Annotated in this window: 14 protein-coding genes and 1 pseudogene; 4 read left to right on the forward strand and 11 right to left on the reverse strand. The window is 36.0% G+C overall.

Translation table 11 applies throughout. From position 1 onward, the window contains the following. Nucleotides 1–21: 21 nt before the first annotated feature. Nucleotides 22–1,095: a CotH kinase family protein gene (locus AB1279_RS14655; RefSeq protein ID WP_429759544.1), complete on the reverse strand. Its 1,074-nt coding sequence runs from the start codon at nt 1,093–1,095 to the stop codon at nt 22–24. Between the two features lie 266 nt (nt 1,096–1,361). On the opposite strand from AB1279_RS14655, the pseudogene AB1279_RS14660 reads away from it, so the two are divergent. Continuing rightward, a pseudogene (locus AB1279_RS14660) lies at nt 1,362–1,430 on the forward strand (CotG/ExsB N-terminal domain-containing protein); the annotation flags it as partial. A gap of 17 nt (nt 1,431–1,447) precedes the next feature. On the opposite strand, the gene AB1279_RS14665 reads toward AB1279_RS14660, so the two are convergent. The 6 genes from AB1279_RS14665 to AB1279_RS14690 all read right to left on the reverse strand — a co-directional run bounded on the left by AB1279_RS14665 (nt 1,448) and on the right by AB1279_RS14690 (nt 6,448). Then, entirely contained in the window at nt 1,448–1,969 is a 522-nt protein-coding gene (locus AB1279_RS14665; RefSeq protein ID WP_429761554.1) for a hypothetical protein, read from the reverse strand. Between the two features lie 198 nt (nt 1,970–2,167). Beyond that, nucleotides 2,168–2,785, reverse strand: coding sequence for a phosphoserine phosphatase 1 (locus AB1279_RS14670; protein ID WP_429759546.1), 618 nt, complete (start codon nt 2,783–2,785; stop codon nt 2,168–2,170). 14 nt (nt 2,786–2,799) lie between these two features. Then, nucleotides 2,800–3,345: a short-chain dehydrogenase gene (locus AB1279_RS14675; protein ID WP_429759548.1), complete on the reverse strand. Its 546-nt coding sequence runs from the start codon at nt 3,343–3,345 to the stop codon at nt 2,800–2,802. A gap of 23 nt (nt 3,346–3,368) precedes the next feature. Next, complete coding sequence (gene fosB, locus AB1279_RS14680; protein WP_429759549.1) at nt 3,369–3,785, reverse strand: FosB/FosD family fosfomycin resistance bacillithiol transferase; 417 nt, start codon at nt 3,783–3,785, stop codon at nt 3,369–3,371. A gap of 319 nt (nt 3,786–4,104) precedes the next feature. After that, on the reverse strand, nt 4,105–5,757 hold the full coding sequence (locus tag AB1279_RS14685; RefSeq protein ID WP_429759551.1) for a peptide ABC transporter substrate-binding protein: 1,653 nt from the start codon (nt 5,755–5,757) through the stop codon (nt 4,105–4,107). 238 nt (nt 5,758–5,995) lie between these two features. Beyond that, entirely contained in the window at nt 5,996–6,448 is a 453-nt protein-coding gene (locus AB1279_RS14690; RefSeq protein ID WP_429759552.1) for a methylated-DNA--[protein]-cysteine S-methyltransferase, read from the reverse strand. A 252-nt stretch (nt 6,449–6,700) separates the two neighbouring features. Between AB1279_RS14690 and namA the strand changes: the two genes are divergently transcribed. Next, a complete protein-coding gene (namA, locus tag AB1279_RS14695; RefSeq protein WP_429759553.1) occupies nt 6,701–7,741 on the forward strand; it encodes an NADPH dehydrogenase NamA in 1,041 nt (346 codons plus the stop codon). Between the two features lie 30 nt (nt 7,742–7,771). On the opposite strand, the gene AB1279_RS14700 is transcribed toward namA, so the two are convergent. Both AB1279_RS14700 and AB1279_RS14705 read right to left on the reverse strand, forming a co-directional pair. After that, the gene (locus AB1279_RS14700) at nt 7,772–8,431 is read right to left on the reverse strand and encodes an oxidoreductase (protein WP_429759555.1); all 660 of its coding nucleotides are present in this window, start codon (nt 8,429–8,431) and stop codon (nt 7,772–7,774) included. 77 nt (nt 8,432–8,508) lie between these two features. Next, entirely contained in the window at nt 8,509–8,652 is a 144-nt protein-coding gene (locus AB1279_RS14705; protein ID WP_429754455.1) for a hypothetical protein, read from the reverse strand. A gap of 272 nt (nt 8,653–8,924) precedes the next feature. Between AB1279_RS14705 and AB1279_RS14710 the strand changes: the two genes are divergently transcribed. Further along, a complete protein-coding gene (locus tag AB1279_RS14710) occupies nt 8,925–9,863 on the forward strand; it encodes a metal ABC transporter substrate-binding protein (RefSeq protein ID WP_429759557.1) in 939 nt (312 codons plus the stop codon). Nucleotides 9,864–10,228: 365 nt separating this feature from the next. Here the strand turns inward: AB1279_RS14710 and AB1279_RS14715 are convergent, their stop codons facing one another. Further along, nucleotides 10,229–11,179, reverse strand: coding sequence for a CobW family GTP-binding protein (locus tag AB1279_RS14715; protein WP_429759558.1), 951 nt, complete (start codon nt 11,177–11,179; stop codon nt 10,229–10,231). A gap of 180 nt (nt 11,180–11,359) precedes the next feature. On the opposite strand from AB1279_RS14715, the gene AB1279_RS14720 reads away from it, so the two are divergent. Next, the gene (locus AB1279_RS14720; protein WP_429759560.1) at nt 11,360–12,262 is read left to right on the forward strand and encodes an aldo/keto reductase; all 903 of its coding nucleotides are present in this window, start codon (nt 11,360–11,362) and stop codon (nt 12,260–12,262) included. Between the two features lie 39 nt (nt 12,263–12,301). Here the strand turns inward: AB1279_RS14720 and AB1279_RS14725 are convergent, their stop codons facing one another. Beyond that, on the reverse strand, nt 12,302–13,774 hold the full coding sequence (locus AB1279_RS14725; RefSeq protein WP_429754323.1) for a flavin monoamine oxidase family protein: 1,473 nt from the start codon (nt 13,772–13,774) through the stop codon (nt 12,302–12,304). Between the last annotated feature and the right edge of the window lie 101 nt (nt 13,775–13,875).

Genomic DNA, 13,875 nt, shown 5'->3' on the forward strand with positions numbered 1-13,875 from the left:
CAATCTCTTTTTTGTTCGCCTTCATAATTCATCTAAATGTTCTATTATAAATCCACGACGCTTTTCAACATATTGAAAAATCAAATTTGGTTCATCATCAAATACATCTATTTTCTTTTTCATGTACGGATCTTGCAAAACATATGGCCGAATTTCTCCATGCATTCCTTCTACTTTCGATTTTATATAATCTACTGTAAATTGGTTTGAGAGAATTTCCTCCAAAATTTTTCGATACCGCTTCCTAAATACATCAACATCAAGTAATCTAGCACTTAATGTATTAAATCCTTGAATGCGAGAGTAATCATATCTCATCTTTCGACCTCGTACATCTCGCCCCCACGTTGCATCATAATCCCATGGAATCATTTCAAACAACTTTGTTTCTTCATTACGGTAGAGTGCATAATTGTGAACAAATCCATCATAGTTTTGTGTGAATACAACACCCGCTAACCATCGTAAATATTTATCAACATCAATATATTTTACAATCTCTTTCTCATACGCCGCTCGCGAAATTGTATTTAACTGATAGACAAATTCACTTATATATTCTTCACTATGTTCATCTCTACATTTGAGCTCATACCCGGCTGATAATCTCGTTTTTATACACTTATCTAGTTCACTCATTAAAGAAAAATTGGCATCATCATCGACTGCATAATAAATTGAGCCACTTGGCAAATTACGATTGCGTAAAAAATTTTCATCTACAGATTCTAACTGTAAATAAACGCCCTCAAATCGATTATTAATCTTCACAAGAACATATTGCGACTTTGGAGATAACGTACCTATGTCAGAAAAAAAATCCAGTGATAACTTATTTCTAATTAAAGACGAATCATTAAATTCGGAATTCAAATGCATTTCATGTACACCTTGAAAAAATTTTGGCTTGTAAAACATCACATGATATGATTTTTTCTCAAATTCTCGAATGTGAGAGCCGCGATATACGATATCAATATCATACTTTCTTTTTCCATATGTTAACTTAGCTGGAACAGGATCATCAGACCAAACATCTTTTCGCAGCGCTACAATATTCATTGGATGAATATAAAATTCATAAGAAGGTAACATATTCTCCCTTCCCTTCTCTTTCATCTACAATCAATGTATGCTTTTCCTTTTCCTCTTGCCACATCCGCTATATGTTTTTTATTACATTTTAGCGTTTTTTCACTAAACAGAGTAGACTACCTACCGCAGACTATCCCTTAGGATAAACCACCATTTTCAAAAAAAAAACAAACACAATCCATCCGCTTAACATACTTTATTAACAGAAAACACATTATTTAAAAATAGATGGAAATCTTATTTCTTTCTAAGGGGGATTTTGATAGATGTATAACAAAGATGATATTCAAAAAGCAGTCGAAGAAGTGAAGAGCGCTGGCATGGAGGACTTCTTGAGCCAAGAGCCTGAGTCCTACTCTAAACGTTCTCGTTCTTGCCGTTCTAAACGTTCTCGTTCTTGCCGTTCCCGCTCCGAACGTTCTCGCTCTTGCCGTTCTCGTTCTAAACGTTCTCGCTCTTGTCGTTCCCGTTCTCGCTCTTGTCGTTCCCGTTCCAAACGTTCTCGCTCTTGTCGTTCCCGTTCTCGCTCCCGTTCTCGCTCCCGTTCTCGCTCTTGCCGTTCCCGCTCTCGTTCTCGTTCTCGTTCCCGTTCCAAACGTTCTCGCTCTTGCCGTTCTCGCTCTCGTTCCCGTTCTCGTTCCCGTTCCCGTTCCCATTCTCGCTCCCGTTCTCGCTCCCGTTCTCGTTCTCGTTCCAAACGTACTCGCTCTCGCTCCAAACGTTCTCGCTCTTGCCGTTCCCGCTCTCGCTCCAAACGTTCTCGCTCTTGCCGCTCTCGTTCCAAACGTTCTCGCTCTTGCCGTTCCCGTTCCAAACGTACTCGCTCTTGCCGTTCTCGTTCCAAACGTTCTCGCTCTTGCCGTTCTCGTTCCAAACGTTCTCGTTCTGGACGCTCTCGTTCTTGCCGCTCTCGTTCTTGTCGCTCTCGTAGCTAATATCATATATGCTCAAAACATATACGAATTCTTTCATTACTCTAAAAAATCCAAAGTGGCCTTCACTTTTTTTAAAACACAAATAGACCGCTTTAAGCGGTCTATTTGTCTATTAATTTTATAAAACTATAAACTCTTTATACCTCTTCAAAATGTGCAATATCAGCAAACATGTGAATTGTACCTTGTCCTTCTTCAACTTCAATCATACTTAAACTTGCACTATGCATGAAAGGACCGTCCCATGTTTTTTCGATAGAGCGTTGATCAAAGTGTCCCATCATAAGCAATGATGTAACAGCATGAGAAACAATTAAAACACTCTCTCCCTCATGCTTTTTAAGTATGTATTCAAGCCCCTTTAATACACGCGCTTTTGCGTCATAAAAATTCTCCCCTAAATTTGATTCATATTGATGCGGTGCATTCCAAAATAAATCAAACTCTTTCGGGTATTTTTCTTGCAATTCAACTTGTGTATATCCTTCCCAAACTCCCATATCAATCTCATATAAATGTTCATCTGCTACAATCGGAATATCTCTATCACCCCTAATTAACTGAGCTGTGTGCATCGTTCGTCCGCTTGGACTACTGTAAATAATATCAAGCGGCATATTTTTCATGCGGTTTCCTAATTGTTTCGCTTGCAGCATTCCAGTTTCGGTTAAATTAGAATTTTTTCTGCCTTGCATTCTTTTTTCTACATTCCATTCTGTTTCCCCGTGACGCGTAATGTATAACATCGTTTTCATAATGATTTTCTCCTTTACAAACTCGGTCTAACATCCCACGGTTCTAATGTTCCCACAATCCATTCCTGTTGTTTATTTTGTAATCCTACTATAACACCGCTTGCAATTTCACTATGTGTTAGCCATCTAGAACTTTTTTCTTCTACCACAAAACCTAATATAATTCGATAATAACTGCATAAAGAAGAGTATCTTACTTTTTTATCAGATTTATAAGCATTGCTTCCAAGTATATGAAATAACTCCCATTTTTTCGAAAACACTTCAATCTCCTCACTAATCATTTGCAATGCATCTACAGCTGTGGAATGAATCCAAGCAACAACAAGAGTAATTGGGCCATTGTTTTTTATTGAGTTTTTAATTTTAGCACGCAATTCATCACTATCATGATAATCAACAGCTAAACACGTAACTCTTTCAGAAGCCTTACATATTTTTTTTATTTCCTCTAAACGCTTTACATTCCGACCGATTACAGAGGTATGAAAACCTTGTTCAACAAACCACTTTGACACTTCCTGTAACATTCCCGTTCCACCAACGACAAGCACATGCATGCCTTCTCCTCTCCCTCCGATATTTAGTAAAATACCATATGTGGTTTTGCTTCTTTGTAATATTGCACTCTCTCTTGAAGTGTCCCTGTATGAAATTCAAATTTATGACCATCTGGATCAGTAAAATAAATAGAATCGCAATCTCGCACATCACGTTCTCGTCCTTGTAAAATATGTACCTTATTAGATTCAAGACGATGTAATAAGGCTGCGAAATCCTCTTTTTCTACCGAAAAAGCAATATGTGTATACGACTGATTAATTTCATTTCTTGGAATATCCTTTTCTTCATTTAACGCAAACCATATTCCACATACGTCAAAATAAGCGAGCTTTCTACCTTTTACAAGTAACTTTCCTTCCAACACGTGTTCATAAAACTGGATTGATTTCTCTAAATTAGACACAGAGAAGCAAAGATGATTCATTCCTTTTATCACTGTCGTTATCTCCTCTCAATAAAGTGAAGCCTCCATCAGTGGAGGGTTCCTCATCCCCCACTGATGATTAGCTCTCACCAATCGGGCGCATGCCAGCAGTTATCCCTCACCTATCTTCTGTAGAAAATCGCCCAGAATCGCAGGACGCCCGCACCCAAGGTAGAAAGACGCTTTTTGCCTCATCCGAGGGGGTGAAACGACCGGAGATTCTAGCCGCTAGAGCTAGACAACGTTCTTCCCTAAATCTCAAGTTGGGGGTTTACTGCCCGTTAGTGCGGGACAAAAAAAAGATGCGCAATATTCGCGCATCTTTATCGTACTATTTTTTTGTAATATATGTCCATTTATAGCTAAAATCTCCGCCAAATGTATGCTTAACAGTTCCTTTTACCTTAGATTTTTCAAGGAAAGCAACGCTCTGCTGGTAAACTGGAGAAATTGCAGCATCATCAAATAAGATTTTTTCCGCTTCAGAAAGTGCCTTCCATCTTGCTTTCTCATCTGTTAGCAACTCGCCTTTTGATTTTGCAACTAGTTCATCATATTTTGGGTTAGCATATGCCATTTCATTAAATGCGCTATCTGAAGTAAACATATCAATATATGTCATTGGATCTGGATAATCCGGGCTCCACGCTGATAAGGAGAAATCATATTGTAACTTCTTCTCTAAATCTAACTTTTGTTTAAATGGCTGCTGTTTAATATTAACTTTTAAACCAGGTAAGTTTTTCTCCAGTTCTGATTTAATGTATTCTCCTACTTTTTTCAAATTATCTTTATCATAGTTTAACATTTCAACTGTAATCGTATCTTGACCTAACTCTTTTTTCGCTTCTTCCCATAGCTTTTTCGCTTTTGCTGCATTATCTTTACCATCATGGAAGTTTTTATTTGTTTCACGGAAGTCTTTTCCATCCGGTCCTTTTGTAAATTTTTGTGGTACTAAGTAATATGCAGGTAACGAGCCATCGTTTAAGATCGTATTTGCAATTCCTTTTTTATCATACGCTAGGTCAATAGCTTCACGCACTTTTTTATTCGCAAAAATCGGATTCTTCTCATTAAAACGAATAAAATACATACGTGGGTCTAACTCTGATTTAAATTCTTTGCTGTTTCTATACTTATCAACAAATTCTGAACTTAAAATTACTCGATCTACTTCGTTAGTGTCATATAAATTTACAGCTGTTGATGTTTCCTTTACAACACTTACATTAATTTCCTCTAATTTCACATTATCTTTATCCCAATAGTTTGGATTTTTCTTTAATTGATAACTTTGTTCATGCTTCCACTGATTCATCACAAATGGTCCATTATACAATAACTTATCTGCCTCTAATGCGTATTTGTCACCTTGTTCTTTCACATACTTTTCATTTAGCGGGAAAAATGTTGGGAACGTCGTAAGCTCTAAGAAATAAGGTGTAGGTTTCTCTAATTCCACCACTAATGTTTTATCATCTTCTGCTTTTACACCGAGCTGTTCAAGCGGGAGTTCCCCCTTATTAATTTTCTCGGCATTTTTTACATCAAACAAAATAAAAGCGTATTCTGATGCTGTTGCTTTATCAACAGCACGACGCCAAGCAAATACAAAATCTTGTGCTTTTACAGGCTCTCCGTTTGACCATTTTGCATCACGTAAATGAAATGTATACGTTTTCTTATCAGCGCTAATTTTTACATCTTTAGCCATACCAGGCGTTGGCTTATTATCTTTATCCAACCGATATAATCCTTCCATTGCGTTTACAAATACACGAAACGATACAGTATCAGTCGATTTCGATGTATCCATAGAAGGAATTTCTGCTGTTTCGAGTAAATTTAGCACTTGTTTATCAGCAAGCGCTTCATTGCCGCTCTTTTCTGTTGTTGATGCTTTTTCTCCATTTCCACATCCGGCAACTAACACACTTGTAGAGAGTGCAATTGCTGTAATAAGTGATGCTTTCTTCTTCATAAACCTTTTCCCCTCTTTCTGTATATAACAATTAAAAATAAGACCAAGTACTCTTGAATAGTATTATACATAATTTTCTGATAATTTCAAATACTATCTGTAAAAAAAGAAAAAGTGACACATGTCACTTTTATCTCACAATTAACGAAAATATAATTCTGTTAGTATCAGTTTTACTTTGTAAAATACTCTTATCATCTCATGAAAACAAATCTTAACAATTGAAAGATTTGTTCTATTATCTTAAAAACCCTTCATGCTTTAATAACCATTCTTTTCGCCAAAGTCCACCTTCATAACCTACTAATTTCCCGTTCTTCCCAATAATCCGGTGACAAGGCACAATAATAGAAATCGGATTTCTACTGTTTGCTCCGCCAATAGCACGTACAGCTTTTGGATTTCCAATTTTATCAGCAATATCAAGGTAAGAGGCACTTTTCCCATACGTAACACTGCAAAGCGCATTCCATACTTGCTTCTGGAATGGAGTTCCTGTTGCTTGGAGCGGTACAGTAAATACTGTTCGTTTCTTATGAAAATATTCATCTAGCTCCATTACACACTGCTCAACGATCGGATGAAGAACATCTTCTTGTTTTTGTTCTACAAATAATACTGAAGAAATCCCGTTCTCATCCCCTTTTACTTCAATCCATCCAAGTTCACTTTTATAATATGCTTGATACATAAAAACCTCCTAGTTCTTCATTTATTTGCTATTGTATCATGACTTAAATCTTCCATTCTAAAACAATGAAATTATAGTGATTCACTAAACGTAGACTAATCATAACATAAGATTTCTTTAAGCATTTCGTTATGGAAAAAAAGAACGCAGTGCTACAATATTATCAAAACGATTCATTCAACCATTCTGGATTTATAAACAAATTAAGATTGAATCATTCCCATTTAGACGGAATAAAGGAGGATCATTATTGTGAACAGCCAGTTATTTTCACCATATACAATTAAAGATGTTACACTAAAAAATCGAATTGTTATGTCACCTATGTGTATGTACTCCTCTAACAACGAAGATGGAAAAGCAACAAACTTCCATCTTGTTCACTATGCATCGCGTGCAGCTGGTCAAGTAGGGCTTGTTATGTTAGAAGCTACAGCAGTAACACCTGAAGGACGCATTTCCCACAAAGATTTAGGAATTTGGGATAATGAACACATAACGGGTCTACGTCAAATTGTCGATATAACTCATGAATATGGAGCAAAAGCAGCTATCCAAATTGCACATGCAGGTAGAAAAGCTGTTCTCCATACAGATCCTATTGCGCCATCAGCTATTCCTTTTGATTCTTCTATGAAAATTCCTGTACAGATGAGCAAAGAACAAATACACGAAACGATCACAGCCTTTCGAAATGGGGCGGCGCGCGCAAAAGAAGCTGGATTTGATATCATCGAGTTACATGGAGCACACGGTTATTTAATTAATGAATTCTTATCTCCATTAACAAATCACCGTACAGATGAATATGGGGGATCCCATGAAAACCGCTATCGTTTTTTACGGGAAATTATTGATGAAATGAAAAAAGTATGGAATGGTCCGTTATTCGTTCGTATCTCCGCTCATGATTATCATCCAGAAGGTTTAACTATAAAAGACTATGTAACATTTGCGAAGTGGATGAAAGAGCAAGGCGTTGACCTTATTGATTGTAGTTCCGGGGCTGTTGTACCAGCACATATTGATGTATATCCTGGTTATCAAGTATCCTATGCAAAACATATAAAGGAACATGCTTCTATCGCTACAGGGGCTGTTGGACTTATTACAAGTGGCATACAGGCAGAAGAAATTTTACAACAAGGTTCTGCTGACTTAATTTTTATCGGCCGGGAGTTATTACGAAACCCATATTTTCCTAGAACAGCCGCGAATGAACTTGGTTTTGAATTAACTGAGCCGTTTCAGTATAGCCGGGCTCCGGGAAAAATTAAAAACACTACCAAATAAAAGGAGAGAGAAGGCACCTTCTCTCTCCTTTTATTTCATCTTAGCAATTTCCGAAGATTCATGTATATGAACCCCTGACTTTTCACGCAGCGCTGTTACATACATTCCTCTTGCCACTTGCTCTGCTGAAATCGGCCTATATTTTGTAAAAGACCCTTTAAATAAAAACGGCATAATACCTGAAATCTTTTCTCCCAGTCTTTCTCCAAAACGAAACTCTTCTCGTTCTCCAAGTAAAAGAGATGGTCTGAAAATATGAATGCCTCCTATGACTAGCTTCTTAATATCTTCCTCCATCTGTCCTTTTACCTGTGAATAAAAAAATAGTGACCTCGGATTCGCACCCATAGAAGAAATAACAAGAAAATTTTGTACTCCTTGTTCTTCTGCTAAACGAGCAGCACGTATTGTATAATCATAATCAACTTTTTTAAAGTTTTCTTTCGTTTTTGCTTTTTTAATTGTCGTACCAAGGCAATTAAACACATCATCTACAGCAAAAAATTCTTTATATTGTTCTAAAATCGAAAAATCCACTTGCTTTTGCTGCAATTTTTCATGTTCCCATTCCAGCGGTTTTCTTACAAAAATCGTAACTGAATCGTAATAGTCCGAATCAATCAGTAACTGTGTAACTTCTTGCCCGACTAGGCCACTAGCTCCAAGTACTAATGCGGTTCTTGTTTTCATCCGTTTCTATACCTCTTTATTTTCTAATATCTTTCTCTATCATAAGCACAGCGTAATACAATATGCAAGCGCTTTGTTTATTCTTTTTCTCTTTTTGGCATCTCAGTAATTGTATTTGGATCTCCTAAATTCCGAATAAGTGCTTTTAAAAAAAGAAGCACACATGATAACGGACACACAACAGCCAATATCAATAAAATCGCTTCGATCCCATATTCCACTCACTCATCCCCTTTTCTGCACCCTCTATCACACTATATGAAAGAAATGAAAAGATATATGCAAAAACATAAAAAATAAACCATAGCATTGTGACAAATTTAGAACAAATTATAAATCGTAATCATTATTATTTATTGCAACATTTCCAAAGATGTATTATACTAAATCGGTGAATCAAAACGTAATTATTCCGTTTTATTTAAAAGAAAGATATTCTTTCTTTTTGTTAGAGAAAATGAATGCTAGAAAGTAAAGAGATGAGGAGCATAAAATGAAGAAAAAATCACTTATATTTTCATTCGTACTAATATTTACCCTTATATTTGCTGGATGTTCGAAACAAAATAACACATCAAATAAAAAAGACGGCAAACTTTCCATTTATACAACTATTTTCCCCTTAGCTGACTTTGCTAAAAAAATCGGTGGTGATTATGTAGACGTAACAGCCATTTATCCACCAGGTGCAGACTCTCATACGTATGAACCAACTCAAAAACAAACTGTACAAGTTGCAAAAGCAGATTTATTTGTATATAACGGAGCTGGATTAGAACCATTTGCTGAAAAAATGGAAAAAACATTAAAAAATGAAAATGTCAAAATTGTAAATGCATCAAAAGGTATAGAACTGCGCTCTTCAACTGAAGAGGAACATGAAGAAGGCCATAAAGAAGAACATCATCATGATAAAGACCCTCATGTTTGGTTAGACCCAACACTTGCCATGAAACAAGCTGAAACAATTAAAAATGCTCTTGTTGAATTACAACCTGAACATAAAGAAGTATTTGAGAAAAATTTCGCTGCATTGCAAACAAAATTCACAAATTTAGATAGTCAATTTAAAGATGTCGTTGATCATGCAAAAACAAAAGAAATTTTAGTTTCTCATGCTGCATATGGATATTGGGAGCAACGTTATGGTTTAAAACAAATTCCAATTGCAGGTATTTCTGCTTCTGATGAACCCTCCCAAAAAGACTTAGCTTCTATCGCAGCAACAGCCAAAGAGCATGGATTAAAATATATTTTATTTGAAACATTCTCTACACCAAAAGTAGCAGAAGTCATTCAACAAGAAACAGGAACAAAAATCTTACGTTTAAATCACCTTGCAACCATTTCCGAGGATGATGCGAAAAAAAATAAAGATTACTTTACATTGATGGAAGAAAACATCAACACTTTAAAAGAAGCTACAAACTAAATGCACCTTCCCTTTCAGACAGCTGAAATTTTTTCAGCTGTCTTTTTCATAGGCTACAGTTTGACTTAAATACAATAGCAGAAAGTACAGATCAAAACTACGTTCGAGGTTTAATAATAAGCACCGAAAATTCTAAAATAGTAACCAATTTCTTCAAAAAATAAAATGAAACTTCCATCAATGTTTTTTTCATCCCCCACTGATGGAAATCTCTTACCAATCGGGCTTTTACTGCCCGCGAATAACGAGATAAAATTTAAATAACCAAAATTCATGTTAAAACAGTTATTGGTTCAAAAAAGCTAGTTGAAGCTGGAAAAGATTAATTGCACACTAAAAACAAGCCTGCAGTTCAAAACGCAGGCTTATTTTATACATTCCTGAAAATGCTCTTGAAACCATTCTTTATTTAAGTCTTTACCAATGAAAACAATCTCACTGACACGTTCTTCTCCTTCTTGCCACTCCCTGTCATATGAAGCAGCGAATAACGTGTGTACACCTTGGAAAACTATGCGGCGATTTACCCCTTCAACAGATAATATTCCTTTATAACGGTATAAATACTCTCCTAATTCTTGTACAACAGCTGACATCCATTCATTTATCTTTTGTAAATCAAGAGGACGCTCTTCCCTTAGCACAAATGACTTTACACCTTCTAAATGATGTTGTTCTTTATGCGGATAAATTTCTAACTTATCACACGTTTTAAATGTTTGTATATCTAGTAATGAGGGAATATCTACTTCACAATTTGTTGTTGGGATTAATTTTGCAGTTGGATTAATCCCTTGTATTTCAATAAGCAAATTTTCTTTTTCTACTGGTTCTATTAGATCCAATTTATTTACTAAAACCATATCAGCAAAAGCAATCTGTTCTTTTGCTTCTAAACCTTTTTCAAAGTGTTTATGTATATGATAGCTATCTACTACAGTTACTACACCATTAATTTGGTATGCAGACTGAATAATAGGGTCTAAAAAGAATGTTTGAATAATTGGGCCCGGATTTGCAAGCCCTGTTGTCTCAATCACTAAACCTTCAAAATCCATTTGACCTGTCGCTTTTACTTCTAGTAAATGCTTTAGTGCGACAAGCAAATCTTCACGTACAGTACAACATAGACAGCCATTTGTCATTTCCATAATTTCTTCTTCTACATTCATTATTAATTGATTATCGATACCAATTTGTCCGATTTCATTTACAATAACCGCAAGTTTTTTTCCATGCTCTTCAGATAAAATACGATTTAATAAAGTTGTTTTCCCTGATCCGAGAAACCCGGTTAATATCGTTACTGGAATCACTGTTCTACATCTCCTTGTTACATATATGATTACGTATTATATCATAGGTTGTCTTCTTATTTTCTAAATACAAAACATATTAGTTGTAAGCATGTCTACACGAATATATAATAATGGTAAATAAGAAAACCTTTTCATATTGATTAGGTTCATACATATCAGCAAGGGGGACATTCATAAATGGAACGTATTCAAATGGCTCAAAACCTAGAATTTTCTCGAATTATCCAAGGGTTTTGGCGCTTAGCAGAATGGAATATGACAGATCAAGAATTACTTTCCTTCATTGAATCTTGTATGGAGATGGGCATTACTACGTTTGACCATGCCGATATTTACGGCGACTATACATGCGAAGCTTTATTCGGCAAAGCGCTTCAATTAAAACCAAGTTTACGTGACAATATGCAAATTGTTACAAAATGCGGAATCGCTCTCACATCACCTAAATTTCCAGAACGCTATGTCGTTCACTATAATACAAGTACTGAGCATATTATAAAAAGCGCAGAGCAATCACTTCGAAATCTGAATACAGACTATATCGATGTATTACTTATTCATCGTCCGGATCCATTCATGAATCCAGCAGAAGTTGCAGAAGCTTTTTCTCGTTTAAAACAAGATGGAAAAGTACGACACTTTGGTGTATCCAACTTTCTTCCTTCTCAGTTCAACATGTTAAGTTCATATTTAGATTTCCCGCTTGTTACAAATCAAATTGAAGTATCTGCTATGCAACTTGAACATTTTGAAAAAGGTACAATTGAACATTGCCAAGAAAACAGAATTTCTCCTATGATTTGGTCTCCTCTTGCTGGCGGTGAAATTTTCAAAGGGGAAAGTGAACGTGCAATTCGCTTACGCCGTACATTGGAGAAAATTTCCACTGATTTTGGCATTACTGGAATCGATTCTATCATGTATGCATGGCTACTTGCTCATCCAGCCAATATGCTGCCGATTGTTGGCTCTGGTAAACTAGAACGTGTCAAAACAGCTGTTGAAGCAACAAAACTAACATTAGACCGTCAGCAATGGTTTACAATCTTTGAAAGTTCAAACGGTCATCCAGTTCCATAAGTACACAAAAAGAACAGGAGATTTATTCTCGTGTTCTTTTTACATCTGTAATTGATTTATTGCTGCTGCGCTACGAATTCCTGATTCAATTGCGCCTTGTATCCAGCCATGATATAACGTAGTATGATCACCTGCAAAATATATTCTTCCTTCTGGTTTCACAATATCATCCTGTAATTCTGATTGTTGATTTGCCTGAAAGACTGCAAACCCTCCTAATGCGTACGGGTCTAATGTCCAACTTTTCGATATCCCAGAAATAAATTCATCATACACTTGATGTCCAAGTATTGTCCCTAAATTTTGCAAAGTATAATAAATACGATCACTTTCAGATAAGCCATCCCACAACAATGCATCATACGACCATGTATAACTTCCAAGTACCATTCCAGGACCTTTTGTACCAATACCATGACTTGGATAATATGCATAACGAATAGGCAAATCAGTAATAATGCGGCCACCAAGTTGACCCTGTTCTTCCCAAAAGCGACTTTTAAACTGAATTCCTATTTTCGTAGCAGCCATATAATGTAGTTCTCGAATGGCTCTCCATTTTCCATGAGAAACAGAATCATACGGATCAATTTCAACAAATCTCATTGTTGTAAACGGAATGGTAACAATGACAACATCACCTGTAATACTGCTGTATTCAAACGTTTTTTCATTACGCAAATATGCTGTAATTCCTTTTTCGTGCTGCGCTAGTTTCATTAATTTTTGCTGAAAGACAATATCATCTTGTAATTGCGGTAAAAAAGCTTTGGGCAATGCGTCGTTGCCACCTTCAATTTCATAAAACCCTGTAGATTGCTGTAAAATATAAATAAAGCGCAATGTTTCTACAAATGCTCTTTCTAAAAATCCTTCTAAATCAAGAAGTACCCCTATCATTTCTACTGCAGCTGGTGAAAAAGATACTTTATATTGGTGAGGATAATCTTTTAAAAACTCTGCTGTAGAATACCTACCAAAATCTTTCTCTACTATACTCCAATTTTTTTCTGGGTCTCTTTTAATGAAATCAAGAATGGGTTGTATTGCTAACATCAACAACTCTTCCGATGATTTTCCTTCTTCATTCACTGCAACTGGATAACGTAAAATACTCGGATTTTTCTCATATTGTTTCAATGTTGTCTTGCGACCATTTGCATATATAATATCCGTGTCATTTCGATTAATAAATGGGTTTAACTTTAATCCAAACTTCTTATTGTATGCAAGTGTTAGTTCATGTGTATAAGGAATCCGCATTGCCCCAACATCTAGATATAAGCCTGTTTCCGGCATCCTAACTGTATAAATGCGCCCGCCAATTCGATCATTTGCCTCTAATATTTTCACGCGATGACCGGCGGCCTTCAATAACGATCCAGCTACTAACCCTGCCATGCCTGCTCCAATAATAATAATGTTCTTCGGTACTGTCGTTTTCGGTAATCCATTGTCAATAATAAAAAGCATCTCGTTTGTTGTAAGACGGGATTGCATATTTATTTGCATCATCCCACACCCCTACTCATCAGTACAAAATCATAGTTCAATGCATTGTATTCACGGAAGGAATGTACTATTCTTAGTCTTTTGAATTTTCATAAAATTTT

The sequence above is a fragment of the Bacillus sp. S14(2024) genome, from assembly GCF_050473785.1.
Taxonomy (GTDB): domain Bacteria; phylum Bacillota; class Bacilli; order Bacillales; family Bacillaceae_G; genus Bacillus_A; species Bacillus_A yunxiaonensis.